Origin of the sequence: Enterococcus gilvus ATCC BAA-350 (assembly GCF_000407545.1) — a bacterium.
In the GTDB taxonomy this organism is placed as follows: Bacteria; Bacillota; Bacilli; order Lactobacillales; family Enterococcaceae; genus Enterococcus_A; species Enterococcus_A gilvus.
Genome location: NZ_ASWH01000005.1, coordinates 36397 through 60934, shown reverse-complemented (window position 1 = coordinate 60934; position 24538 = coordinate 36397). Strand labels below are relative to the sequence as shown.

The following is a 24538-nucleotide window of genomic DNA, read 5'->3' as shown; positions in this document are numbered from 1 at the left end:
TACACTATTTTTGACTCGATAATGTTATTTCGCTGATTAAACGCTATTTAACGTTGTTTTTCAATTCCCCTACCACAAACAACTGTATGACTATGCTTTTATTTTATTCTTCATCAAACCTCGTGTCAACACCGCAAAAAAGCCAATTTATCCTACTATTGTTATTACAACAATTTAACATATCGTTATTTTATGTGCTTAAAAAAATTTTTTAAACTTTTATTTCGTCGTAAGGATGAATACTCTTCGTCTCATAACAAGCGGTCTTCACAAATTTATGAACAGTACCTACCTATTTTTAACACCCTATTAACTATTTTATATAATATTTTTTAATATATAAATTACTTTTAATAACAATTAGGTTTAATTTCAATCCATCCAATTGTGTAAACTTACATTCGGTAAATTTTCACTGTCTTGTGTTGCTTTTTTTGCTTGGATTGGATATTCAACAAACCAGTTTTTCACATAGGTGAAAATGACGTTCTGTATATCTTTTACTTCTTCGGTCTTTTGTTTCTGATAGGCGCGTAAAACCGTATTGTATAATCCTTGATCGGGATTTGCGATATAATCATCCATTTCCTCGTAAGCCATTTTTATTCCAGCAATCTGTTCAGCTTTGTTTTTGGCATTATGAATGGTTTTAACTGTTATCTGTGCCACGCTGTAGCTAGGAGAAAATGTTTGAATTAGCTTTAAAACATTATCAGGAACAAACGTCGCATTGACTCGTTGAGAGTTGCTGTTGATTTCAACGAAATTTTCTAAAAGGAGTTTATCTTGCAGCTCGTCTTTTTCAGAGTCTATTATGTGTCTATTAGTGTCTAAAGAAATAGTTTTATATAGATTGTGTGTGATTTCCCCACTTTCGGAGAAATGCTTATTTGACGCGGAATTTCCCCAAGATGTATTAATTACACTTTGGGAAATTTCTTTGATATTATCATGTTTTTCCAAAAGTGTGATTTCCCCACTTTCGGAATATCTAGCGTCCTCACTTGATTTTTTTTCAGTGTAAACATCCGTTGCTGTTAGATCTAGCTGTCCTAAATACAGTCTAGCTGGCACTCCTTTTTTACTGCCATCAGGCAATGTTTTTGGCGGCATTCTTTTTGATAGCAGTAAACCGTAAGAAGCGAGTTCTTTTTTTATGGTTGCCACTTTATTATTACCCACATGCAATAGATCCATTAACTCAGCAGTAGTGAAGATAAAATATATATTTCCGTTTTGATCAACCCAGTCATTTTGTAAGGAATACTCACAACGATCTTTTAACATTGCGTAAGCAATTTTTGAGTCATTAGACATTTTCATGTATTTGTCACTTTCGAAAAGGACTTTTGGTAATTGATAAAAAAGAGCTTTCCGAGTTTCGTTTGCTGAAATAAAATTAAAGTCTGTCATAAAAAACCTCTCAATTTTTAAGTTAGATCATCTCGAAATTATTTAAGCGGAACGCCTCTAGCTCCTCGTCTGATTCGATAGACTCTAACTGTTCTTTTATTTGGTTTAAATCGTATTCATGAACTTTTAGTAAAGGTTCATACTTGCTGAAAACTAGTTCTTCAAATTGATCTAATGCGGTTGCTCCGAAAGAACGAGTTCCATTGTCAAATTCTCTGACAAAACTTAAAGTAAGTCCGATTGCTTTTGACAGTTCAGGTCTGCTGATATAGTATTCTTTTATTAAAAGTTTTAAGATATATCTATCGTATTCATTTCTAAATTCTTTAGTTCCTTGTTCCATACAAGAACCCCCTGCAATACGTTGTCACAATCAACAACGAATCTGTTTTATCACAGTCTATCATCTATAATCCTCAATTTCAACTACTATCGATAACAATCCCTACGCGATTACGCTAACCAGAATAAGGCTATATAAAGCTTCTTGTCTCAACTACTGTCAAAAATGCATTACTAATAAAATACCAATATATTACTATTAATAATTTATTACTATTCCTTTCATAATATATTAGATTGTTTGGTTTTTTTATTTGTTGTTGCAATCGACTACAAACTATGTTACCTTATAGCCATAGAAAATATTATTCATGAATTGCTTTAAGTAATATTAAAGTAATATAGCATACGACTATTTAGGAGGAATGAAATATGGCGTTGAAACTTAGTGTTTCGGCAAATAAAGGTGGCGTTGGTAAAACGCTCATTTCAATAAATTTAATTGGAGCTATTCGAAAGTCTTTTCCGAGTGCTAGAATACTTGCGGTTGATACTGATGCGCAAGGGAATCTAACAAAGTCTTTTAGAGTTAAGGTAGGCAAAGAACAAAATACAATTTATGATGTGTTTATGGGTCAAGCTAAGGTTGAAGAAACTATTGTTCCAACCTATGACACACAAATAGATGTGCTGCCGGCAAACTCTGATAATAATTTTTTAGAGTTTGATAAGATGGAAGAGTTTAGAGATAACATCCTCGAATGGTTTGTATCATTAGTAAAAAAATCAAAAGACAATTTAAAGGCAATATCTAGTGTCGCCGGACTAAAAAAAATCCTAAACAAATCTATAGATCCTAGTTCAAACTATTTCAATGCTCTAGAAGGTTACTTTGATAGTGTTGAGGATAACTACGATTTTATTATCTTTGATACACCACCAGAATTGAAACAAGTAACATCATCAGTTTTGACAATATCTGATGTTGTGATTATCCCTTATGAACCTGATATGAACGGTGTTGATGGAGTGGTTCATTTGATTTCTAGAGTGAATACTTTAAAGGAGAAATTCAATCCCAGCTTGAGAATTGGCGGTGTTTTAGGGAATAAAGTATACAATACGAATGTTCATGCTAAAATGATCAACGCTATGATGAAATATACGAATAGAAATGGATACCACTATTTTGATACTGAGTTACCACGCTCTATTAAATTTGCAGATAAACTTATCAGGAGTGGTATGCCAATTACTATGAGCTTCCCAGATAATCCATTTGCACAACATTTCTATAAGCTACTTGATGAAATGAATCGGATCGGTTTGTTATCAGCTAAAGGTGAAACCCTTGATATTCCTCATAACCTATTTAAAGAAAGTGAGGTCGAAGAATAATGCCTAGATCTAATAAGAAACGACCATCAGCAGATTTTGAAACAGCATTTGATGCTGATTTGGACGCAATCGAAACACCCGAGGATTCTCTAGAATTTGATACATCAGATCAGTATGAAGCTGATCCAGAAGAAGTAGTTCAAATTGTTGAGAATACGTCAAGTAATTCTCAAGCTCAAAAGTTTGGTTTAACGGCTGCAAAAGAAAGTGATTCAGTTGAAAGTATCAACAAGACTTACAAGCTAAATGAGTTTACTGTGAGGAAGCTAGATAGTCTGATTCATAAGGATAATAAAAATACCAAAAAGCTTGCAGGAACTAAGGGATTTCTTTCAGATTTTCTAGAGAATGCAATTTGGCAACACTTCTATCAACTAGGGCTAATTGATGAAGACGAAGCCAACGAACACATTAAGGATTACGGAAAGTACCCTCTTAATGTAGAGAACTTTAAAAATATAAAAAAATAAGTTATACGACTAAAAGTAATATATTGCATTTCTTTTAGTCGTATTTAATATTTCTAAAAATATTACTTTATATTTTTTAGATCGTAAAACTACTAATAGAATACAATAAGAAATAGAATGGTACCATATTACTAATGTAATAGTAATATACTACATGTCTATTATGATCCTTTTATATTACGTATTGTATTAGAAAGGTGTACAATGAATCGTCAAAAACGAAAAGTAAATATCGCAAGTGAGATTAGTTGTATACCATAGGTATTTAGCTTATACATTTATTGGATATAAAGAAAAGCAGCAACCCAAAAATAAATTTGGTTGCTGCTTTATTAGGCTCTACTTTACTACGAGCGCATATTTTCTAGCATTGTAGATATTTTAAAATGTAGTTCTACTTAACTCTAGTTTTCTTTGAAGCTTCAATCGTTGTTCTTTCTCACTCTTGTTCACTATCAATTATCCCCTGGTTGTCTTCTCATTTTTTTAATTCTGTAGAGTGTACTCCGACTAAAACCGGTTCTTTCTTCTACGTCCTTGTAATTCATGCCTTGCTGCATAAGCTCGTAGGCATGTTGCTTAGGGCCCGTCAGCGTTGCCTTCGGTCGTCCTTCACGATAGTTTGGATTGTTCTTCTTCGCAAAGGCTTTGCCTTCTTGTGTACGCTCAACGATCATATCGCGCTCCATTTCTGCTACGCTCAAGAGCGTTCGAACGATCATGCGTCCCATAGGAGTATTTTCGATCGTTCCTAGATTTAACACTTTAATGGTAATATCGTCATCGAGCAGCGGTTCAATAATTTCCAACGCTTCACGAGTATTTCTAGCAAATCGATCTAACTTGGTGACAACGATCATATCGCCTGAACGCAATTTGTCTAACATAGTAGTGAATGCAGGACGATTACTTTTCGTTCCAGTAAATTTATCTGAATAGATGTTTTTCTTTAGCACGCCAAATTCTAGTAACTGCTGCATTTGCTCATTGGTACTTTGAGAAAGGGTAGAGACCCTGGCATATCCATATTGCATTTCAAAAGTCCCTTTCTAATATAAATTGTTTCTAACTTTTTCCAACTGTTCGACAGCGAGCGAAAAAAACTCTTTTTCAGATAGAACAGAAATAGGGTGTCCTTCTGATTGGTATTTTTTGGCTAATGCTTCTTTTTTAGAAAGAGCGTCCGTCTCAAAAAGGGTCTGGTGGTGAACACCGACGACAAGAATATCTGTTTTTTTGGTGACGGCATGTTGCACGTCGCCATTTAGAATAGAAACTAAATGTTGCGCTTTTTCTCTAGTCATCGTTTGTAAGGTACCTGTGAAAACAATTTTCTTTTGAAAGAGTAAATTTGTTTCAGAGGGGAGGGGAGACCCTAGATTTTCGCCCAAAATAATCACCACTTTTTGACATTAGTTTCTGACACGATGTTAAAGCTAGTATAAAGCGTTTTAGGTATCGTGTCAAAAACTATTAAGTTTTTGACACGTATCGGAACTCATTTCTTTTTTTGTATCGCACGTCTTTAGGAATTAGTGTATAAACTTGATCTTTGTCATAGCCTATATAAAGTTTTTCTCCTCTAATTACAAACGGTCTTTTTATTAGGGAGGGATTTTTTACCATTAGTGCAACTAATTGTTTCACGCTAAGCGGCTCAATATCCGATTCAGTTAGGTTCAATTGATTTTTCAATGAACGAGTGCTAAGAATCTCTTCAAAGCCATTTTCTGTAAAACTCAGGATGTTCAATAGTTCTTTCTCTGATAAAGGTACTTCATCAATATAGCGTTTCTCATAGTTAACCCCTTGTTCATCAAGCCAATTCAATAATTTTTTACAGGATACATGACTTTTTTGTACAAACACTCTCAACAATTTATTTGCCCTCCCTAATTTATAGCTGTTTTGTATTTTTAGAATCCTACTTTATTGATCGTAGTAGCGTCTCCAAATTAAATATTTGTTTGACTATGGTTAGTAGGTGCAAATTGATTATATCGAACACAAGTTTTATCTGAAAGAGTGAAATTAAAAAAAAATTAGATTGTTAATGAAAATGTAATCGTTGGGAGATTAGAAAAAAGAACCTCCGCTCTCCTCGAGCAGTGGCTCTTTCTTGTACCAGCAGTGCTTATCAATTTATTTTAAAAGAGAAAAAATCTCCATAAATTCACTAAAGGTAAATAGCAAGATTCGTTTCGTACCCAGTCGAACTAGAATCATGCCATATTCAAACGTTTCATTCCCCGAAGGAAGATCAATGACGGCGCGCCCCGATTCTGTATTAATTTTACTTTTCTCAATCGAAAATGGAAGACAAAATTTCTGCACTTCTTCCCAATTGTCCCTTACATATAGAATGTAGTCTACATCAACATTGAGCTTACAGGAACCGCTGGGGTGAGAAAGTAGACTTTTTTCTGCTTCACTTAAATTCATAGAACGCCCGCTCCTTTCAGACTACATATATTTTTCAACGAAGTATTTTACAATCTGCTCGAATTCTTGCTCACTTAAATTATCATAATAGCCACCTTTGTAATAAGACAAGCCCATTGTTAAAGATTGTATAGGCGTAAATCCAGAGAATTCAAGCTGGCTCTCCATTAATTTTAAAGCAGCTTGTTGTTCTTCATTCATGGTGTATCCTCTCCTCAAATATTTTTATACCTATATAGTATCAATAATTTTTCAAAAAAACACACCTAACAGTGAAAATACAAGCCTGTCTGCTATAGTATGGAAACGCTGCTTTTCCGTTTAAAAAAACACATTTAAAAGTAACATATTTTTGAAGCTGGAAACTTGATACAAAGGACAGATCATATACCACTTATAGGTATACCCATAGGTAACGTGTATAACTTATTTTGAAATAGGTCGTATAAGGGCATACCGCGCACAGGTGAGAATTGAATAATAGAGTGCCTTATTTTTCAGGCCAATTTCAGGTTATTTAAGTAATATTAAAGCATGGGTGAAACAAGTAGTTTTCTCACACTTAATCTTTTTTCAATTATCAATTTATGAAGCAGATTATCCCCATGATCCTTATTTACCATTGTCTGACCGTATTTTTTAATCAAACGACTAACGTCTAATACTTGTTCTTGTTGGATATTTGGTCGGTAATCATTATAAAAGAAGATGAGCTCTACTCGTGATAAATAAATATCGTAATAATCGAATATTGATTGAAAGTAAGAATAATCTGCTTCACTTAATGAATGACCATAGAAAATTATTTTGTGAATATCCTCTTTATTTGGCAAAATCGTTTGCGTCTGATTAAACCAACTGTCATTTTGTAGTAATTGTCGATATGTTTTTGTAAATCTGTAAGCAACATCCTTAACATTAACTTTGTTTTGATCTATCCCGAGGATAATGTTGTTTTCTTCTAATCGACCGTGAATATTTTGCCATTGAAGATGCTTCACATTTAAAACATTAGACGTAAAAGGTCTAGTATAGTTAAAAGACAGCACACTAAGGCGAACTGGAAATTCAGGGTTGGCTTGTTTTTTTATATTTTCTAAAAGATGTTCTGCATTTTCTTTATAGCAATACATGTCGTGAGGGTCATCTAAACTGTGCAACAAGTATTCGCGAAAATTATTTTCAAACTTCTTTAATTCAGATAATAGGGTGCTCTTTGAAGTTGAAGGATCAGGTAAATTAAATAATGAAGCTACAAATATAATTAATTGTGAATAAAAGTATGATGAATATTTATTTTCTTCATCACGTATCTTATCAATTGTATATTTTGATTCTTTTATTTGTATAAAATTCGGAATTCTTCTTTTTGATTCAGAATTGTATGGCTCATAAACCAAAAAGTCTAATATTCTTGACTCTACATCATTCCATTTATCTGGAATTCCTTCTTTTCCGTAATAGATAATCAAATCCCAAATATTAATTTTTTTTGGTTTTTTATAATCGTTAAAATAATCTTTAGCCTCAGAATAAAGGGAATATCTTTCTCCTCTGTTTTCGCCCGATCGCTCACAAAATAGTACAAAAAATTCTTCGAATTCTTTCTTTAGACGATCCAAATCCAAAGTTAAATCATCACTGAATTTTGAATGGAAATATTGCTCATATTTAGAACGTAAATTACAAGTTAAATCAAAGCCATTGCCTAAAACTAATAGATTCTTCATGTTCAGAAGCTCACTCCTTCATTGTATGCTGTAGTTGATTCTTATATATTTTCTCTAGTAAGTCCACTTTAGTAATCAGGTTCATTTCCTCCTTTACTGGTGAAAGAACGTAGGGAATAATTCGTGAACAAATTCAACACTGTAAAAAGTCAAAAGTTCACGAACTGTCTCAAGTATTTGTCGTTGCAGGTGTGGCTCAATTTGTTCTTGTTTCAATAAACAGGAGACGTGCTGAAGATATTCTTCTTTACTCATACGTATTCACTTCCTAAAGTATCTTTATAGTTATCATATCAGCAATTGCTCATCAAAACATCGTTGTCAGTAAAAATAATTGACTTCTCTAAGAGACCGTGTTTAAATTATACCGAACATACGTTCTTTTGGAAAGGGGTATTTCTATGGATTGGAACGATAATCCACTATTCGACTATGAAAAAGAACCCAGTCGCGATATTTTGTGTATCGATTGTAAAAGCTTTTATAGTTCCGTTGAGTGCGTAGAACGTGGACTAAACCCTTTGACAACTAAATTGGTGGTCATGAGCTATCCCTCGGACAAACCAGACGAGCGGGGCAGTGGCCTGATTTTGGCTTCGTCACCAGCTGCGAAAAAAGCCTATGGAATTTCCAATGTTTCAAGGGCAAGAGATTTACCATTTCCGTATCCAGAGGATCTCATTATTGCAGCACCTAGAATGTCTTACTATATGAAGAAAAACATGGAGATCAATAATATCTATCGAAAGTATGCAGATGAGAACAATCATTCTGTCTTTTCCGTAGACGAATCCTTTCTTGATGTGACTGACTCCTTGAAGTTATATGGCTGTACGACAGCAGACGAACTCGCGCGGTTAATACAAATTGATGTTTGTCGATCCACAGGCATCTACACGACAGTAGGGATAGGGGACAACTGCTGGTTGGCCAAAGCTGCCCTTGATCTCTATAGTAAAGCTAGTCCGAACATGCGGGCGGAAATTCGCTATGAAGACGTTCCTGAAAAATTATGGTCGATTACGGATCTCACGGAATTTTGCGGCATTGCGAAGCGAACCAACAGAAGGCTTCAACAGATGGGCATTCGTACAGCTTATGAGTTGGCACATGCCGATTATTGGCGGCTAAAGACACAACTTGGCGTAATAGGAACCGAGCTTTACGCAAAAGCTTGGGGCATCGATCGAAGCTTTATCGGTCAGAAATACACGCCTAAATCAAAATCGATTGGCAACAGTCAAGTCTTGAATCGAGATTATACTCGTCGAGATGAAATCGAGGTCGTGATTAAGGAAATGGCGGATCAAGTCGGTACACGCTTGCGGCGAGCAGGAGCGAAAACCGAATGTGTTTCTTTATGGATCGGGTACTCGATGGGTTATATCGATCCCAACTATCCTGAAACCCGAGGGTTTCACCAACAAATGAAACTGCCATTGACGAATGCCAGTAAAGAACTTGCAGAAGCGTTGCTGATCCTTTTTGATCGTCATTATCATTTTCAAGATGTCCGTAATATTGGGGTGAATTGTTCCAAGCTCAGTTTTACGAATGCCTTGCAACTGAACCTTTTTCAAGAACCCGAAGAGCAACTCAATAATTTTAAACTTGATTTCGTCGTCGATACGATCCGTAAGAAATATGGCTTCAAATCGATTGTTCATGCTCATAGCTATATGCCTGGTTCAAGAGCGATCGCTCGCTCTACGCTGGTTGGAGGCCACGCAGGGGGTCAATCTGGAATCGAGAGTGATCCGCATGGTTAAACGAACAAAAAAAGAGTTCAAGGACTATAACGACTTTCATGATCGCGAGTTTGGCCTGAAGTGGGGAACTGCCTATGCCTTAGATGATCTCATGAAAGGTGTTCGTGCCAACGAAACTTATGCGTTAAAGACCAACGCTGCACGTCCTCAAATGACTAGAAAACAGATCGACACTGTTTTGTCAGATTCTTTCCTTAGTAATAAAGAAATTATTGTACAACTGAACTTACTGGATGAGTTTGGACGACTTCGTGACGATCTCTCCGGTTTTTTTAAAGGAGAAGCCTATCAAGACTATTTCGTCTTGAATGATCTTCCTGTTTATTGGGAAGATGTGCGTCACGTTGCCTTCAAAGAAACCACCAAATGGTTCGAAGCTGATCCGTTTAAAGAAACGAAGGCACCGAACGTGCCAAATCAAGCAGATAGCTTGCCAACGCTTGAAAAAGATGACTTTTATCAACCTTTTTATGAGGAAGAAGGGGCGAACGATGGACGATATGACCTTGATAAAGATGTATGAGTTGGGGTATCTTTCCCGTGAATTCTTCTTAGAACAACTCCTTGGTTGCGGTCAGCGAACGCTTGCAGCAGAAGGACTTGCGCGTTTTTGCTTTTACATCGAGCGATCAGCCGGCCGGATACCTTATGATTACTACATCATTCCATACAAACAACACCGCCTGCTTTAATATGCAGACGGTGTTGTTTTCTTCTTGCGGAGGGGATACCCCTCTAGCTACTTTTAGATGGATTAAAGTGTTTAGGGGAATAAGAATAGTAAGGATATCAGTTAGTCATAAAACGCATTTGCGATATTAATATTATGCTATTTCTTTTGCATTCTTGATCAATGTTCGGAAATACTTGAAGTATATTGGTTGCCAGGTACAACGATTGTACGGTATTCGTCTGATTATCCCTTACTGCAAAGAAGTAAAGATTCACTATTTATCGCTTAATAGCGAACAACCTTCTTCCATCTTTATGCTTTTTCTTTACGATTTTCCCCATTCCACGTGAAAATCGTTATTGAAGAAATATAGTTGATCTTTCGGGTTTCTATTTCATAGAGCTTTTTCCTAGCTTCGTCTTCATTTTGTGCCTCAACGACTTTTGATTGTCGCAAGTCTGAATTGAGAACTCTGTTTGGATTTTCTTCCACGCTATAGGAAACCATAAATTCTGACATGCCGCTTCTCTCCATTTCTTCTGCTATTCCCGTCACTTGCTGACGATTTCAATTTGATTGATTGGTAGATATTTAACAGTTCCTTTGTTCAAATCCCGTACTTTAACATGTGGCGTACTGCTGATGAACGAGCAATCATTGACACCATGCTGTACGTATTCAACAAATTGAAATTCTTTTCCTGTAACTAAATCCTTTACAATTTTCATGATGTACCTCCGCTGTACCGTCCGATTGTGTAGCTAAATCTTTCTAGTTTTATACGTGATATTCAACTCGACATCAGTAACGAATGATTTTTTACAACAACTACACTCGACTCCGACAGTCACTCCGTTATAACTTATTAGCCCCGTTGTTCCTAGTACCGAACTCTTCCGGTTTGCTGATTTACAATAAGGACAGATAGGTTCGTCTTTAGATTTGACCATTACTTTTCCTCCCTTCTTTTCTACTTGATAGCCCCAATTAACATACTTTTTTGATTTCATTTAAATTGATTTTTTGGAAGTGCCAAGTCTGGCTAAAATCCTTTTGTGACCAACAAACTGTTTTTTGGTCCGGACTTCCTATTTTGACTACCTTGTCAACGCTCTGTGCGTTCTCCCACTTCATTTGGCACACTTGAACCTTTTCTGCAAAGCACTTGATAGCTTTGCTCCTATCGGAAAACACGCCCAATTCCAATCCACTATTTTCTTTTTCTTCTAAGAAAACTAAATAGACCACTTCATCCATGTTATTTCCTCCATTAACCGACTATTTTAGAGTCGAATCATTTACCTTTCTTGTTAGTTATCATTGCAGCAACACTTGCGACAACCGTGAGTATGAAAACACCCATTACAAAATAATACCCAAACATTTATATCAACTCTCTTCTACATAGCCCCAGATCATGCAGATTTTACTTAAACATTCTGCTAACTGGATTTCATTGTCTTTTAAGTCTATCACTTCTTATTTCACGGAAAAGCCTATACGTAAGATTAGCCTGTATAGAAAGAATAGTAGTATTTGCTATGACCCATAATAAAATGGTCCAAAATAAACTAGTAAATCCGGATAAATAATTTAAATATAGACTACGCACAACCACGATTTCCCAATATAACAATACTATGATAATAAGTGTCATAATAATAAAAAGGAGTTGTTTTTCGGAACTTTCTCTATTCTTAGAAATGTCAAAAACCTTTTTCATTGTGATTCACCTTGCCTACTTTCAATAAAAACCATATCTATTTTACTAGTTTTATTGGTGCAGATTCGCTATCATCATTTTGGAAAAGATCTCCTTTGATAGTCTGCTCATCCTCGATTTTGATATTTTTAATCGTACTTTTCACGTCTTCATAATCTTCCATAACAAGTGTAAGAGACGTTTGCTCTTCATTAATTGTATAGGACATTTTTTCAATATCACCATCATCATCAAGTTTTGCTGAACCATCTTCGAAAAACTCAATGTTTCCTCCACCCTTTGGAGTGGACATTTCCCAACGGCCGCTGCCTTCCGTCAACATTTCCTTCAAATCATTTTTTGACCCACATCCTGCAAAAAGAATGACTGAAAGCAATCCTACCAGTGTTATTACGAAATACTTCTTTTTCAATATGATCTCTCCTAATTGTTTTATCCGAAAAGTGACAATTGACTATTTGGTTCAAAGTTACACCAAACGACTTCAGTACGACTAGATTTTCTTTCAGTTGTAATTCCTACCTTTGTTTGCTGCTCAATTCGAGTCCAGCTGCCTAATTCTACCGAATACAATTCGCTATCATATCCAGATAACATAACCGGCCCTGAGTGATTCTTTAAGACCTCCAACAAGCATTCATGATTCTCCAGGGTAAGATCATACTGATAGTGTTTATCTACCAGGGGCGAACTCACGTAAGGCGGATCACAATAGATCAACGTGTCAGCATTATTGTGTTGCTGAATGAGTTGTATTGCATCCATCTTCTCGATTTGGGCATCTTTTAATCGTGCAGCCGCAATTCCGATACGGTTATACATATCGTTCCATTCATAGGTGTTATATGGTCCATTCCATGATATATTTTTTCTAAAACCTGGTATAGAGAAAGTTTTCCCCCCGACCGCGAACCATAACCGAACCATCATTCGTCTGGCATCTTCAAGCATGTCCGACGACTTTTCTTGAGACAATATATACTCCTCACGGGAATAAAGTGTATGCATAATTTGATACTGAAGATCTTCAGGTATGTCTCGCATAGCTTTGAATAAATTCACTAGTCGGCCATCTATATCGTTAATTGTTTCAAGTGTTGCTTTAGGTTTGGTCATAAACACAGCACACGATCCACAAAACGGTTCTAGATAGCTCTTATGAGTTGGCATATTCTCTATGATTAAATCTGCCATTCTCCACTTGCTTCCAGGATAGTTTAATAAACGCTTCATTGTTTCACTCTCCGTTAATCACAAAACATTTCTTTCATTTGATTAAAGTATTTTTCGATAATATTTTTTTCAGGTTCCAATTTATGTTCTAATAGCGCACGATCCAGTCCACCTAATAAGCTTCGATAAGTTAATAGCGTTTTTTCCGCAGATATGCGATCAAAAACAATTTCATAGTGAGTATTTCTAAATAATACAACCGAATCACCGGTACGCATTTTTTGTATTTCAACATTTAATTCAAAGAGATTTCCTGAATGACTGACTAATTTCGAGGGAAATATATAATCTGGCAAGCTAATTGTATAACCGTGTTCTTCTAGTTCGGTAAACAATCCTTTTCTCCAGGCTTCTAACGAATTATATACTTGATGTTTAGTTTGGAAATCAACATGAATTAACGCATTATTTGTCTTTGTTGAGTACGATTCCTTAGTCAATCATTTCGCCTCCTTCTTTTGTTGGACGTATCCAATCAACAATCTGCACTAACTTGTGGTAGAGATAATAGAAAATTCCAAATAGAGCAATCCATCCAATTAGAAAGCGCAAAACGATATAAAAGACTGGCAATATCACTACTACAAAAAACAAAATATGTGGGGCAAAATAGATCAAACTAACAATCCCTACAACTAGTATCAGTCCTAAAAAGAACACAATTGGGATCGCGATATTCCCAGGGAGTTCTGAGAAACGCGCGCCACACCACCCTAAAAAGGAATAAAGAGCTGCTAACATTCCCTTTACCAACTGGAGAAATAACCATGCAACTCCATCTACTAAACCAAAACAACACCTAACAAGTCCTTCAAGTACCATCATTTTTTATTCCTCCTTTAGTTTTTCCTCCTGGTCCGCCAGGTTCTCTAAATAAACCTTCCGAATCTCATCCGCCCTATCAGGTTCATCAGCTGCTAATTCCTTCACTCTCTCAACGATAGTCTTTTGGAAGAGTAAAATATCGGATAATTCTGCATACTTAGTGAGATACATCTTTGCTGTTCTACGATACGTTTTTACCTTTTCTTCTTCTTTGTTCGCTTTTCGATATTTCGAATTCGCTTTCCTTTTTGCTTCTGTTGTCTTATATTCCATTTTGTTTATTCCTCCTCAAAATGATAATACCACGTATACGTGGTATTATCAAGAATAAACTTAACGTTGTTGTTCGACAAGATACGCGTTTGATTGCTCATCTACATGGGTTTTTGAAGAAATTTCAATTGTTGGTCCAGTCATATTGGATTGCTTGTTATCTATACTCGATGACTTATCGCCCATCTCAATCCTTAAATTTATAGCCGTCTGTTGTTTCAGTAATTCACTTAGTTCTTGATCCTGATCGAATGATTTTTGTAACTGTACTGTCGCTTGTTCCATCTTTTTAGTAAGGTCTGCTTGTTCATTTCTAAGATCATTCAATTGATCTGGCAAGCTTTTAAGAACATTTGACATGCGAATAAATGATCCTTTTCCATCTCTTTCAACCGCCACTTCGTAAGCTCCCTGATTTTTCAAGGTTAGTATTACTTGGCCAAATTGAGACTGTGTTGCAGTAATATCGAAACCACAATATTCTCCTAATCGAGTAGTAGTAAAATCTCCAAACTTGCTAGGTAATAGTGCGTTAAAAACGTCTAACGCTTCCTTCTTATCCTCATAAACACGATCATTCAAGACGATAGAAAACTCTTTAGACACCTGTTCTGCTGCAAGCTGATTGTCCTCTGACACATGGTTCAATAACGCCGATAATTCGTCTAACCGCTTTGGATATTCTGTTTCTACCCTTTGATTCAAAGCAATTTGATTTGTTTGCCAGCTACTTTTCAATAATTGAAGATTCATGACTTCTTTATCTACATTCATTTTTTCTAACAACAATGGATTACTAGTAGCTAATGCTTTTGCTTCAGCAGCATTCAATGCCGTTTGATCAATATCATCTGCTGTTCGTGCAATGCTTTTACCAGACATGATTTGATTAATGAATTTCAACTTATTTTCTTGCGTCTGCCAAAGATACGAGTCGAAACTATTTCTCGCTACATATCGATACAACTGTACTTCGGTATTTTCATTCCCCTGCCGAACGATCCGTCCGTCTCGTTGTGTAATGTCACTTGGCCGCCAGGGAACATCTAAATGGTGATCTGCGATAAGCTTATCTTGTATATTCGTACCAGTACCAAGTTTTTCTGTGCTTCCAAAGAGAATACGAACCTCACCTTGTCTGACTTTGTCAAATAATCTTTCTCTTTGGAGATCCGTTTTGGCGGAGTGAATGAAGGCGATTTGTTCATCTGGAATTCCTTTTTCTATAAGCAATCGTTTCATTTCATCATAGACGTTAAATTTACCAGGCTTTGGCGTTCCGCTATCTGAAAACACAATTTGAGTTGATTGGGTTTCTGAATAATCGTTCCAGATCTTATAGACGTTTTCGACACATTTGAAAAGCTTTCCTCCTTCATGTACTGGTGCCTGTTCTTCCAAAAGTCGTGCATCGATGGCCATTAATTTGGCTTCATTGGTAATTTTCAACATATTATCTTCCCTAGGATCTACATTGTTCGTACGGATCTCATCTGCACGATCGGCTAGTTCCATCATTTTTAGTTCCTGGTATTCACTTGGTTCAGATACCACTAACTTTGGTTTGCCATTCTGTACTTCGGGTACAGGTAAATTCAACATATCACTCGTCTGAATATCTGCGACTAAAGAGAATGAACTCATCAATTCCGGTAAATTATGGAACTTAGCAAAGCGACTTTTCATTCTAAATCCGCTACCTTCTGGGTTAATTTCAGGTGCGGTCACGACTTCACCAAAGGTTGATGCCCAACGATCAAAGGTTGTCAAATTCATACGTGCTAGTTCATCCGGTTGTAAATACCGTTCTAACGTATACAATTCACTCATCGAATTAGAGATCGCTGTTCCGGTCGCAAACACAACACCACGGCCTTGATGTTTCTCTAATAAATACTGCGTTTTCATGTACATATCGGTTGCACGTAGACTATTTGAGGTATTTACGCCTGCGACATTGGACATTTTTGTGTACGTATAAAGGTTCTTATAATTGTGCGATTCATCCACAAAAAGAAAATCAACCCCAAGTTCTTCAAACGTTAGGAGTTGATCTTTGTAATCTTCATTTTGCAGGTTCTTCAATCGCTCTTTCAATTTTTTCTCAAAACTAACCATTTGCTTCAAGCTCCAACTTTGGCCAGACTGACTTTTCTCTAGGCTAATCCCTTCTTTCACTTCGTTTAACTCTTTACGTATCACGGCTTCTTTCCGTTCTTTACTCAGTGGAATCTTCTCGAATTGACTATGTCCAATAATCACCGCATCATAATCACCGGTCGCAATTTTAGAAATAAATTTGTGCCGGTTCCTTTTCTCAAAATCTTTTTTTGTTGTCACTAGCACTTTTTTTGCAGGATAAAAACGCAATAGTTCTTGCCCGAACTGTTCTGTTAGGTGATTAGGCACAACATACATTGGTTTTTGAATCAATCCCTGATCCTTCATCATTATGCCAGCACTAATCATGCTTGCAGTTTTTCCTGCACCTACTTCATGAGCCATCAATGCACGTCCATTTTCAACAATTCTAGCTACTACATTCTTTTGATGGGGTCTCAATTCAAAGTCCTGGTTCATTCCCTCAAAAGATAAATAAGAGCCATCATACAAACGTGGTCGAATGCGATTAAATCGATCATTATAGATTTTGAGTAGTTCTTCTGCTCTATTGGGCTCTTTAAATAGCCAGTCTTTAAAAACATGATGGAGCTGTTCTTGTTTCGCTCTGGCCATCATCGTTTCTTTGATGTTTAAAATGGAGTCTGTGACTCTTTCCCCATTAACGTACTTCACTTCTTGATCAAAGATTTGAATCGTTTTTAAGTTCAACGATTTTTCAAGTAGTACAAACCCATTCGCTCGCTCAGTTCCATATTCATTTTCCAACAAAATGGAGTTGTTTCCATACCCTTTCCCTTCTATGTGATAATGATCCGAAAAGCGGTTGTAGACTACATGAACAGTCTCATCATCAATTAGCGGTTTAGGAATATCAAATACTTCCTTTATGAACTGGTGATACATATCTAACGGTAGCCAGCTGGACCCGATATCATAATCGATCTCCGATACTGTTAAATCTTTTGGAATCACTTCTTTTAAAGCCTGAATATTCTTTTCAAATAGCGATTCCTCAGAAACCATCATTTGTGCTAAATATAGTTTTTGTTTTACATCTCCTGAAAGATAAGCGTCCTTCGTTATGTAGGAGGAAAAAATATCTTTCTCATTGTTCAAATAGGTTTCTACATCAACGAAAATATGCGCATCCAATTCTTGAATGATCTTATCGATCTCTATTGAATAGATACGCTGCATATAGTCGAAATTAATCTTTCCATATTTCGATAGACTATGATTCAATGCTTCGATTGCGGTCCCGACTTCTGTGACAGGTTCAATTGGCCGAATCGTAGGCTTTTCAAATATGTCAGCCTTTGAGTAACTGCCATCTTTATTTATTGCTTCAATAGACGACAATAAAGCAGAGCGGTCGTCTTGATAGAATAAACGGGTGTTTGTAGGTGTATTTAAATACCCATACTCCTGGACGAAACGATCATAAGTATCATTTAACTTTTTCAAATGCTCTTGAAACACTTCTGGATCGTAATCGATTTGCTGCTGATAAGAAATGACTTGGCTTACTTGATCTCTTAAACCAATCATGCCAACCATTCTTTTTTTCTTAACGCCCTTTAATTCCTGCTGTACTAGCTGCCCCTGTTCATGCAGGTAAATTTCCCCTCCATGTTCTATGAACGTATATGGCGGTGCATCAACATCTATTGATAAATCTGATTGCTGAGTATCGGGCAAAACATCAGGCAAATTAATTTTCGCAGTGGCTGCTGAAATGAAATAGCCATTCAGCTGTTTCAATTGATTTGAAAGAAGTGGTTGCAAGGCTTGACCCTCTTTTGGTGCTACGGTATAAGTGCCCCCACGAAAGTTCTTGAAAGCAAACGATCCTAAAACAGAACTTGGTCGGCGATCGTAATAAGTATTTATCGTCATAGGCGGTTGTAGTGAACCGTCCTCGCGACGGATACCGGACGGTACTTCTGTTGTCTCAACCCACTCAGGTTTCTTACTGTCTTTTTGTTCCAGTTCTTCTGCAATCGCACGATCTTTCTTTCTAAAGAAAAGAATATCCGTCGTCACTTCAGTCCCTGCAATTTCCTGAAACGTATTATTTGGCAATCTAACCGCTCCAAGTAGATCCGCTTGCGAAGATAATTCTTCCCTAAAATAAGAGTCCTTCTTATCCATTGTTCCTGATGAAGTGATCACAGCAACAATTCCGCCTGAATGTACGAGATCCAGTGAATGCTTGATAAAGTAATCGTGTATATAATATCGATCAAGAGTCTTATTATCGGTAATTCGTTGATCAGCAAACGGCACATTTGATACGACAACATCGAAGCTGCCCTCTAAGAATTTGGTATTTTCAAAACCTGATTCTTCGATATGGACTGTTTGGTGTAGCTGCTTAGATAGTCTCGCTGATAAAGAATCAATTTCAACGCCATACAAAGAAGAGTTTTCTCGCATTTCTTCCGGCATAGCTGAAAAGAAGTTCCCTGAACCCATTGCTGGATCAAGAATTCTTCCTGAAGAAAAGTGAAACCTTTCTAATGTGGAGTAAATTTCCCGAATGACCATAGGATCAGTGTAGTATGCAGTCAGAACGCTTTCCCTAGCACTTTCATATTCTCCGTCAGTAAGCAATTGGCGCAATTCTTCCCGCTCCTCACGATAACTGTCTTTAGAGTCGTCAAAGATAACAGACAGGCCACCCCAACCAACATATTTTGCTAGAACGGTTTGCTCTTCACTATTCGCTAATCGATCCTCAGATTCTAATTGCTTCAGTAAGTTTAACGCAGCAAGATTATCATGTAATTTTTCTTTAGGTGTTGAACCATAGAATCCTTTTGTATCTTCTGGAAAGGTAAAATCTATGCGATCAATAGTTGGAATGTCTTCTTTTCGGGAGACATTTGCTCTTTCAGACCCTACCGGATCACTATAGGAAAAATCAAACAGGTTGATAGTTAGCTCTTCTTGACTAGTCTCATGATCCGTTTTTTTCGAAATCTCCGTCTTTTCAATTGTTTGGTAATACGTTTTTCCATTTTCAAATAGGACATTGACGGGATCTTTTTCATATTCTCCTTTTTCGTTGATTAAATATGATCGACCATTGATTTCTTGATATCGGAAATCATCTGGAAGTTCTGTCCAAGCTGCTGAATCAAACAAGGTAGAATCTTGTTCTAAGCTTTTTGTATCCTCCATTCGAGTAGACATTTTGTTATATTCGGAAGTCTTTTCCTGTTGTTTTTCATCCAAGCGCTCGTGATATGCAATTTTTTCATCTGCAGTTAAATACTTACCTGACGAGACTAATAACTTTATGTGATCGGCAACTTGATTCCAAGACAGATGGATAGCATTCTCATTTTCAGTAAAACGATGACCTATCCTAAAGCCTTTCCCATCAAATTGAATCGTTAATCCTGTGCCTCCACTATTAGACATTCCTCCAGTTCCGTATTCATTTTTCAGAAAATCAACCAATTTTTTAGTGTTCGTTTCTTGAGAAAAATATTCTTGAATTCTTAGTTTCCCCCCTGAAACACCTGAACCAACCTTGAGAACAGCATTAATTTGATTAAATGAAATCTTCGAAGGATTTTCTATTCCATTGGAAGAATCTGCTGTAACACCGTTTCGTGAATCTGTTGCTTCAGTTGATTCAGTTTTCGAGTTCGTTGTAGAAGATCCTTCGGAAGAGTCGGTGCTATCGCCTCCATTTGTTTCAGGTATTCCGTCTGTTCCTTTGTTTGGATCTCTTGTTGTTTTTGATTGAGATAAATCATCAACAGCCCCGTTAGTTTCAGTTCCTGATACAAGGTGGGTCTCTGTTCCTCCAGATACAGTTGTATTGTTTTCTCTGCTGGAGTCAGATCGTGATTTTGTACTAATTTCGCTACTTCTGGATACATCAGACCGTCCTTCTCCTGATAATTCATTTGAAGTATCGGTTCCGTTCGTCTTGGATATTCCTGGTTGATTTGTTTTTGCTGCTGATTGTACTCTTCCAATTTGTCGAGATTGTTGGCCATAGTCTTGCTCCTTCGTAAATTCATTTTTCGTTGCTGCGATAATAGATAGTATATTCCTATTGGTTTTAAGTATTCTTGGCAACGTGGCCACTAATAAATCAGGATTATTTACTAATGGCTCTACACATTCGATGTAGTCCTTCCAGCGTGGGGATTGCCCAAGCTTATGCTGTAACATAAACTCAGACAATTCACCGTAAAAAGGAAAGTCGGATGCATGGTCAGTCGCTAAATCTTCCAGTGCATAGTTTTCTTGTATCCCCTGCCATAGTGGATCATCCTGAGATTCATTGGTCGGAAACGCATTATTTACTACTTTTTGATACTCGTTTTTATCCATTAACCAATTAGGAAAGTTTATCTCTCTCCCTACTGTTTGAGAGACATCAAATAGATTTGAATGATAAAAACGGCCATTCTCCGATTGATGAAGCACTTTAATCGCCTTGGACCCTCGTTTTACTGAGCGTTGGACATTCTTCCATGTTTGGAAATCTGCTAAATAGGTTGCCATTGGATTCTGTCCATATGCGAATAACAAACTATCCATTTCGTATTTGTACAACTGACTGCTATATTCGAGGAACTGTAATATTTCAGGTTCGCTGCTTGTCACGCTCTCGATAATTGTCCGATACATTCCTTTTAAATCCTGGTGTTCTAATCGGCCAGGTTGATTCTCCCAATAATCTGATAAACTCATCGTGTCCTCCTATCTGCCAGCTTCTCTTGCTGAAACTGTCTGTCTTTCTTTTGTTTGATCAATTCCATATTTTTTACGATCTTCTTTATCCACTGCTTGGAAGCCATAGTTCTTCACTAGCATTTCTGCTTCTAGTGGATTATCTGCTTCAAAGAAAGGCTCTCGATTTGGATCAGACAAAGATAGTGCGATATATTTTTTCTTTTCCTCATCACGAATGATTTTCATCTGTTCCTGATCCCTATTATGGTAGATCGAATTGATTATCTGCGCTTCCTGGCCAACTAAGACTTGATAACGCAACGCATCATTCCAGTCCTTAACCAAGACATCGGCAGCGTGATACCCAAAATCACAGTATTCTCTATAATACTGTGTAATTTTTCGTACGATTCCATCGATAGAAGTTGTAGGTAGCTCCTCCTGAACTTTAAATATTTTTTGTAAGTCGTAGGTTTTTGTGTCAATTTCATGGTCAAGCAAAGTTTCAGCAACTCGCTTTGTTTCTTCAGCTAGATCAAACCCTTCCTCAGAATAAAAAGTCTTCACCTTCCACGAATTTGCCATTTTTCCTTCATCGGAAAAGTTAGTGATTGATTTATGGATTGCTGCAAGCATTCGCCAATCGACGCCATAACCGTTACCAACAGCAGTGTATACTTCCAAGTTGCTTTTCGGAATATCCCGATCATGCGGGATCATCTTTTGAAATGAAAATTCTTTTCCGGTAGGATCTACATAGGAAAGCTTCGAGAGATTATCAAAAAAACGCTGCCCCGCAAAGTCATTATCTACACCTAGATAAATGCCTTCATGTGGCAACGCTCCTTTTGATAAGTACATCTGCTCAATAAATTTATAAATCGATTGTTCTTTTAAGCCTTCCATTTCTGCAAGCATACAGTTGTTCAATGTTGGATTCATTGTCCAGTAACTAAGCATGTCTATTGGTGATTCAAACACATACAGACGATCGGGTGTACCCAGCGTTACATTGAATCCATAATTTCCTTCGCTATTTAAAGCGATCCCTTTAAATCTGCCATATTTCTTATATCTCAGCGGGTTATATTCTGTACCAATGACTGACGCACCGACAGCTTTTCCTGTATCTGACCAGGCAAATATCGCTTGCTTATACTTATCCTGGTGAATAAATTTCTTATCATGCAGAGCGTCTACTAATATTCCCGAAAGACTTCGTTCATTCACTAAATAGTTTCTTACTTCCTCAAATGATTGATCATGTTTGAAGTAATAACTAAAAGGCTCTTTCGGTTTCATATCCATCGACGTTTCCGTTAATTGATCGTGTCCTTCTTGCGTTAAGTAATTTAAAGCCTCCATATGACTTTTGTTGAAGAACACACCTAAAAAATCAATTACGTCGCCACTGACAACCTTCCCATCTTCCACTTGTGAATTCCAGTAAAATCTGTTTTTTCTTTTGTCTATCATTAAGCTGTCATGTTCTATACCCTGGGCAAAGTTTCTCATATCAATATAGCCCATTCCCTGTTCATCCATAACAGAGACAATAGAGATTTTTTTTGCTTTTTCTAGTAACTGCTTATAATCACTTTTGCTCATTTTACACCTCCAAAAAAATAAAAAAAGAGGTGAGCTATTTATACTCACCTCCATCAACCTATTCCCCTAGCGGTCTAATTCATGTGAATTAGTTCGGTTGGTTTGTGTATTTGTATTTTTCATGCCAATTTGAACAGTAGGAGCTTCAATCTGCTGAGATTTTTTACTAAATTGGAGATCTTTCCCATTAACTTTAAACGATTCTTCATCAAACGAAATTTCGAAACTTTCCATGACGGTTCCTTTATACACCCGCTCTTCCTCTCCAGACCAATTATCGATCCACTTCACTTCATCCGGCCCAACTACGAGATAATCCTTTTCAAACTCTAGCGTTGACAAAACAAATACCTTTTCATTGTCTTGATGTTTTATATCAAGACGGTCGAAAAAACGATTGTCAGCGATCGATAATTCCGAACTGGGTATTTGATAAAATCCATCTTCTCGTTGGCCAACAGCATTTATTAATTCACCTAATGTATAAGTCTGTTTTTCCATAGATATTCCCTCCAATTTTTTCTTTAATCGATCTTTTATCTATCAACATATTCTGTGCTTGCTACTTACCGAGTTATGTCTTTTGAAGCACTTAATCCACCATTTTCAGCACTGGCATTTCTACGAATTTCAACAACCGGAGCTTCAACCAAACTTTGTTCGTTCGATTGGCTCTTAGCTACTTGGTTTCCTAATTTAGAAATCATTTTCTGCTCAACTTCATTTTTGAATTCAGAGAAACCATCAATACTAAGTTCCCAATGCTTATCTTCAAGATTTTGATGTTCTATGTTTCCATCAAAATGAATTTCATATGAAGAATAACTTTCTCCGTCTGGGGACTCTAGGCAGCCACTCCCATCAGGATATTCAACCCACATCCACCCTTCTGACAAAGCTTCAGCTTGAATCCTATTGGGTGGAGCATCCGGATCGTAACCTGTAAGAGTTTGATCTTCATCCATGAAATCATTGCTAGGATCATCCATTTCGGGTTCTTCAATTATTGAGATTATTTCTCCAACGCTTAGTTTGTTCTCATTATAAATCTTTTGCAACTCATTAACAGGATTAGGGATATTGAATTCATATTTCTCTCCATGCCAGGTATTCATTTCAGGGTTATAACTTAATGTTTCATAGGGCAAGTTGGCATCGTTAAAAACATGGACTGTAGGAACATTCTCAGCTTCACTAAACTCCGAACAATAATTTGCATATGAAAATGGAACATCCTCTACTGCGAAGTCTACCTTATCTAATTCTTTTAAAACTTCCTTTTGAATATCGGGTGGAGTTTTCGTCCATAACTTTTCTTCTTGCGCGAAAGATACAATTTCCGCTACTGATGGGGTAGATTCAAAATTCTTTTCTATATAACCTTTTAGATCACTTTCATAAACAAGTTTGACTCGAGAATCGTTGACTTCAGTTGCTGAATATAACTCAGCATTAAGGTACAGCCCTTCTTTACTAAGAAGCTCAGTCGCATAATCTAGGCTATCATTCGTTTCAGCTGTTTTTGCTTCATAATCAATGATATGCTCATATTGATTTCTAAAGTTAATTCGTTCCATTTCTAAATTGAATAGCTCGGTTCCTACTCCTTCGCTTTTTGCTCTTGGTGCCATAAATGAATTTCCAACAATTTCAGCCTGTCTCTTCAATAGAGACTCTTGTTGCTGTATTTTTGCCATATTCCGCTCGTACTCTTTTGTACTATTCATATTCAACCCATCAGCTTCATAACTCGAAACAAAATCATTCGCGTTCCTTATTTCATCTTCCATTTCTCGGATCTCAGCTCTGTTAAAAAATCTAGAAATAGGGTTTGACATATTTCGCTCATACTTATTCCAAAATTTTTCATCGATCAT

General features: G+C 36.7%; 27 protein-coding genes. 5 read left to right on the top strand and 22 right to left on the bottom strand.

Features of this window, described 5'->3' with window-relative positions:
* Positions 1–372: 372 nt before the first annotated feature.
* Positions 373–1413, bottom strand: coding sequence for a replication initiator protein A (locus tag I592_RS20650; RefSeq protein ID WP_010782447.1), 1041 nt, complete (start codon positions 1411–1413; stop codon positions 373–375).
* Between the two features lie 22 nt (positions 1414–1435).
* The gene (locus I592_RS20645; RefSeq protein WP_010782448.1) at positions 1436–1756 is read right to left on the bottom strand and encodes a hypothetical protein; all 321 of its coding nucleotides are present in this window, start codon (positions 1754–1756) and stop codon (positions 1436–1438) included.
* A 371-nt stretch (positions 1757–2127) separates the two neighbouring features.
* Here I592_RS20645 and I592_RS20640 point away from each other — a divergent pair, with 371 nt between their 5' ends.
* Complete coding sequence (locus tag I592_RS20640) at positions 2128–3093, top strand: ParA family protein (protein ID WP_010782449.1); 966 nt, start codon at positions 2128–2130, stop codon at positions 3091–3093.
* Positions 3093–3563: a hypothetical protein gene (locus I592_RS20635; protein ID WP_010782450.1), complete on the top strand. Its 471-nt coding sequence runs from the start codon at positions 3093–3095 to the stop codon at positions 3561–3563. The genes I592_RS20640 and I592_RS20635 overlap by 1 nt, the downstream gene beginning before the upstream one ends.
* Positions 3564–4018: 455 nt before the next feature.
* On the opposite strand, the gene I592_RS20630 is transcribed toward I592_RS20635, so the two are convergent.
* The 7 genes from I592_RS20630 to I592_RS21535 form a co-directional block, all read right to left on the bottom strand.
* Positions 4019–4597 carry a recombinase family protein gene (locus tag I592_RS20630; protein WP_010782451.1) on the bottom strand — a complete coding sequence of 193 codons (579 nt, stop codon included), beginning with the start codon at positions 4595–4597 and terminating at the stop codon, positions 4019–4021.
* Positions 4598–4612: 15 nt separating this feature from the next.
* Positions 4613–4963 carry a BRCT domain-containing protein gene (locus tag I592_RS20625; protein WP_257007185.1) on the bottom strand — a complete coding sequence of 117 codons (351 nt, stop codon included), beginning with the start codon at positions 4961–4963 and terminating at the stop codon, positions 4613–4615.
* Between the two features lie 73 nt (positions 4964–5036).
* Positions 5037–5432 carry a Spx/MgsR family RNA polymerase-binding regulatory protein gene (locus tag I592_RS20620; RefSeq protein ID WP_244265234.1) on the bottom strand — a complete coding sequence of 132 codons (396 nt, stop codon included), beginning with the start codon at positions 5430–5432 and terminating at the stop codon, positions 5037–5039.
* A gap of 273 nt (positions 5433–5705) precedes the next feature.
* Positions 5706–6005: a hypothetical protein gene (locus I592_RS20615; RefSeq protein ID WP_010782454.1), complete on the bottom strand. Its 300-nt coding sequence runs from the start codon at positions 6003–6005 to the stop codon at positions 5706–5708.
* Between the two features lie 21 nt (positions 6006–6026).
* On the bottom strand, positions 6027–6206 hold the full coding sequence (locus I592_RS20610; RefSeq protein ID WP_010782455.1) for a hypothetical protein: 180 nt from the start codon (positions 6204–6206) through the stop codon (positions 6027–6029).
* 326 nt (positions 6207–6532) lie between these two features.
* Positions 6533–7735: an AbiH family protein gene (locus I592_RS20605; RefSeq protein WP_010782456.1), complete on the bottom strand. Its 1203-nt coding sequence runs from the start codon at positions 7733–7735 to the stop codon at positions 6533–6535.
* A gap of 93 nt (positions 7736–7828) precedes the next feature.
* Positions 7829–7990, bottom strand: a complete 162-nt coding sequence (locus I592_RS21535) for a hypothetical protein (protein ID WP_010782457.1) — start codon at positions 7988–7990, stop codon at positions 7829–7831.
* 146 nt (positions 7991–8136) lie between these two features.
* Between I592_RS21535 and I592_RS20600 the strand changes: the two genes are divergently transcribed.
* From I592_RS20600 to I592_RS20590, 3 genes are read left to right on the top strand one after another with little or no spacing between them, the layout of a single operon-like run.
* Positions 8137–9504 carry a Y-family DNA polymerase gene (locus I592_RS20600; protein WP_010782458.1) on the top strand — a complete coding sequence of 456 codons (1368 nt, stop codon included), beginning with the start codon at positions 8137–8139 and terminating at the stop codon, positions 9502–9504.
* The gene (locus I592_RS20595; RefSeq protein ID WP_010782459.1) at positions 9497–10027 is read left to right on the top strand and encodes a hypothetical protein; all 531 of its coding nucleotides are present in this window, start codon (positions 9497–9499) and stop codon (positions 10025–10027) included. The genes I592_RS20600 and I592_RS20595 overlap by 8 nt, the downstream gene beginning before the upstream one ends.
* A complete protein-coding gene (locus tag I592_RS20590; RefSeq protein WP_010782460.1) occupies positions 9996–10196 on the top strand; it encodes a hypothetical protein in 201 nt (66 codons plus the stop codon). Before I592_RS20595 ends, I592_RS20590 begins: the two co-directional genes overlap by 32 nt.
* Before the next feature lie 293 nt (positions 10197–10489).
* Here the strand turns inward: I592_RS20590 and I592_RS20585 are convergent, their stop codons facing one another.
* The 13 genes from I592_RS20585 to I592_RS20525 all read right to left on the bottom strand — a co-directional run bounded on the left by I592_RS20585 (position 10490) and on the right by I592_RS20525 (position 24538).
* Positions 10490–10696, bottom strand: coding sequence for a hypothetical protein (locus tag I592_RS20585; RefSeq protein ID WP_010782461.1), 207 nt, complete (start codon positions 10694–10696; stop codon positions 10490–10492).
* Between the two features lie 32 nt (positions 10697–10728).
* Positions 10729–10905 carry a hypothetical protein gene (locus tag I592_RS21530; RefSeq protein ID WP_010782462.1) on the bottom strand — a complete coding sequence of 59 codons (177 nt, stop codon included), beginning with the start codon at positions 10903–10905 and terminating at the stop codon, positions 10729–10731.
* Positions 10906–11164: 259 nt separating this feature from the next.
* Complete coding sequence (locus I592_RS20575) at positions 11165–11434, bottom strand: hypothetical protein (RefSeq protein WP_010782464.1); 270 nt, start codon at positions 11432–11434, stop codon at positions 11165–11167.
* A 503-nt stretch (positions 11435–11937) separates the two neighbouring features.
* The gene (locus I592_RS20565) at positions 11938–12312 is read right to left on the bottom strand and encodes a hypothetical protein (protein ID WP_010782466.1); all 375 of its coding nucleotides are present in this window, start codon (positions 12310–12312) and stop codon (positions 11938–11940) included.
* A gap of 20 nt (positions 12313–12332) precedes the next feature.
* Complete coding sequence (locus I592_RS20560; protein WP_010782467.1) at positions 12333–13133, bottom strand: DNA adenine methylase; 801 nt, start codon at positions 13131–13133, stop codon at positions 12333–12335.
* A gap of 14 nt (positions 13134–13147) precedes the next feature.
* Positions 13148–13573, bottom strand: a complete 426-nt coding sequence (locus tag I592_RS20555; RefSeq protein WP_010782468.1) for a hypothetical protein — start codon at positions 13571–13573, stop codon at positions 13148–13150.
* Positions 13566–13958 carry a hypothetical protein gene (locus I592_RS20550; RefSeq protein WP_010782469.1) on the bottom strand — a complete coding sequence of 131 codons (393 nt, stop codon included), beginning with the start codon at positions 13956–13958 and terminating at the stop codon, positions 13566–13568. Before I592_RS20550 ends, I592_RS20555 begins: the two co-directional genes overlap by 8 nt.
* Positions 13959–13961: 3 nt before the next feature.
* Positions 13962–14231 carry a hypothetical protein gene (locus I592_RS20545; protein WP_010782470.1) on the bottom strand — a complete coding sequence of 90 codons (270 nt, stop codon included), beginning with the start codon at positions 14229–14231 and terminating at the stop codon, positions 13962–13964.
* Between the two features lie 60 nt (positions 14232–14291).
* Positions 14292–18791, bottom strand: a complete 4500-nt coding sequence (locus I592_RS20540; protein WP_425268441.1) for an SNF2-related protein — start codon at positions 18789–18791, stop codon at positions 14292–14294.
* Positions 18792–19939: 1148 nt separating this feature from the next.
* Positions 19940–20248, bottom strand: coding sequence for a TnpV protein (locus I592_RS22320; RefSeq protein ID WP_425268440.1), 309 nt, complete (start codon positions 20246–20248; stop codon positions 19940–19942).
* A gap of 832 nt (positions 20249–21080) precedes the next feature.
* Positions 21081–22715, bottom strand: a complete 1635-nt coding sequence (locus I592_RS20535) for a DUF3991 domain-containing protein (RefSeq protein ID WP_244265233.1) — start codon at positions 22713–22715, stop codon at positions 21081–21083.
* Between the two features lie 12 nt (positions 22716–22727).
* Positions 22728–23162 carry a hypothetical protein gene (locus I592_RS20530; protein ID WP_010782473.1) on the bottom strand — a complete coding sequence of 145 codons (435 nt, stop codon included), beginning with the start codon at positions 23160–23162 and terminating at the stop codon, positions 22728–22730.
* A gap of 65 nt (positions 23163–23227) precedes the next feature.
* Positions 23228–24538 (bottom strand): hypothetical protein, encoded by a 1311-nt coding sequence (locus tag I592_RS20525; RefSeq protein WP_010782474.1) that lies wholly within the window; start codon positions 24536–24538, stop codon positions 23228–23230.

What these genes read in the sequence shown, in the direction of transcription:
- I592_RS20540 (WP_425268441.1), bottom strand. Translation starts at nt 18,791, where the DNA reads ATGCGAGAAAACTCTTCTTTGTATGGCGTTGAAATTGATTCTTTATCA.
- I592_RS20550 (WP_010782469.1), bottom strand. Translation starts at nt 13,958, where the DNA reads ATGATGGTACTTGAAGGACTTGTTAGGTGTTGTTTTGGTTTAGTAGAT.
- I592_RS20615 (WP_010782454.1), bottom strand. Translation starts at nt 6,005, where the DNA reads ATGAATTTAAGTGAAGCAGAAAAAAGTCTACTTTCTCACCCCAGCGGT.
- I592_RS20630 (WP_010782451.1), bottom strand. Translation starts at nt 4,597, where the DNA reads ATGCAATATGGATATGCCAGGGTCTCTACCCTTTCTCAAAGTACCAAT.
- I592_RS22320 (WP_425268440.1), bottom strand. Translation starts at nt 20,248, where the DNA reads ATGTATCCAGAAGTAGCGAAATTAGTACAAAATCACGATCTGACTCCA.
- I592_RS20530 (WP_010782473.1), bottom strand. Translation starts at nt 23,162, where the DNA reads ATGGAAAAACAGACTTATACATTAGGTGAATTAATAAATGCTGTTGGC.
- I592_RS20645 (WP_010782448.1), bottom strand. Translation starts at nt 1,756, where the DNA reads ATGGAACAAGGAACTAAAGAATTTAGAAATGAATACGATAGATATATC.
- I592_RS21535 (WP_010782457.1), bottom strand. Translation starts at nt 7,990, where the DNA reads ATGAGTAAAGAAGAATATCTTCAGCACGTCTCCTGTTTATTGAAACAA.
- I592_RS20585 (WP_010782461.1), bottom strand. Translation starts at nt 10,696, where the DNA reads ATGTCAGAATTTATGGTTTCCTATAGCGTGGAAGAAAATCCAAACAGA.
- I592_RS20590 (WP_010782460.1), top strand. Translation starts at nt 9,996, where the DNA reads ATGGACGATATGACCTTGATAAAGATGTATGAGTTGGGGTATCTTTCC.
- I592_RS20635 (WP_010782450.1), top strand. Translation starts at nt 3,093, where the DNA reads ATGCCTAGATCTAATAAGAAACGACCATCAGCAGATTTTGAAACAGCA.
- I592_RS20610 (WP_010782455.1), bottom strand. Translation starts at nt 6,206, where the DNA reads ATGAATGAAGAACAACAAGCTGCTTTAAAATTAATGGAGAGCCAGCTT.
- I592_RS20575 (WP_010782464.1), bottom strand. Translation starts at nt 11,434, where the DNA reads ATGGATGAAGTGGTCTATTTAGTTTTCTTAGAAGAAAAAGAAAATAGT.
- I592_RS21530 (WP_010782462.1), bottom strand. Translation starts at nt 10,905, where the DNA reads ATGAAAATTGTAAAGGATTTAGTTACAGGAAAAGAATTTCAATTTGTT.
- I592_RS20640 (WP_010782449.1), top strand. Translation starts at nt 2,128, where the DNA reads ATGGCGTTGAAACTTAGTGTTTCGGCAAATAAAGGTGGCGTTGGTAAA.
- I592_RS20535 (WP_244265233.1), bottom strand. Translation starts at nt 22,715, where the DNA reads ATGGAGGTGAGTATAAATAGCTCACCTCTTTTTTTATTTTTTTGGAGG.
- I592_RS20560 (WP_010782467.1), bottom strand. Translation starts at nt 13,133, where the DNA reads ATGAAGCGTTTATTAAACTATCCTGGAAGCAAGTGGAGAATGGCAGAT.
- I592_RS20605 (WP_010782456.1), bottom strand. Translation starts at nt 7,735, where the DNA reads ATGAAGAATCTATTAGTTTTAGGCAATGGCTTTGATTTAACTTGTAAT.
- I592_RS20650 (WP_010782447.1), bottom strand. Translation starts at nt 1,413, where the DNA reads ATGACAGACTTTAATTTTATTTCAGCAAACGAAACTCGGAAAGCTCTT.
- I592_RS20600 (WP_010782458.1), top strand. Translation starts at nt 8,137, where the DNA reads ATGGATTGGAACGATAATCCACTATTCGACTATGAAAAAGAACCCAGT.
- I592_RS20545 (WP_010782470.1), bottom strand. Translation starts at nt 14,231, where the DNA reads ATGGAATATAAGACAACAGAAGCAAAAAGGAAAGCGAATTCGAAATAT.
- I592_RS20525 (WP_010782474.1), bottom strand. Translation starts at nt 24,538, where the DNA reads ATGATCGATGAAAAATTTTGGAATAAGTATGAGCGAAATATGTCAAAC.
- I592_RS20595 (WP_010782459.1), top strand. Translation starts at nt 9,497, where the DNA reads ATGGTTAAACGAACAAAAAAAGAGTTCAAGGACTATAACGACTTTCAT.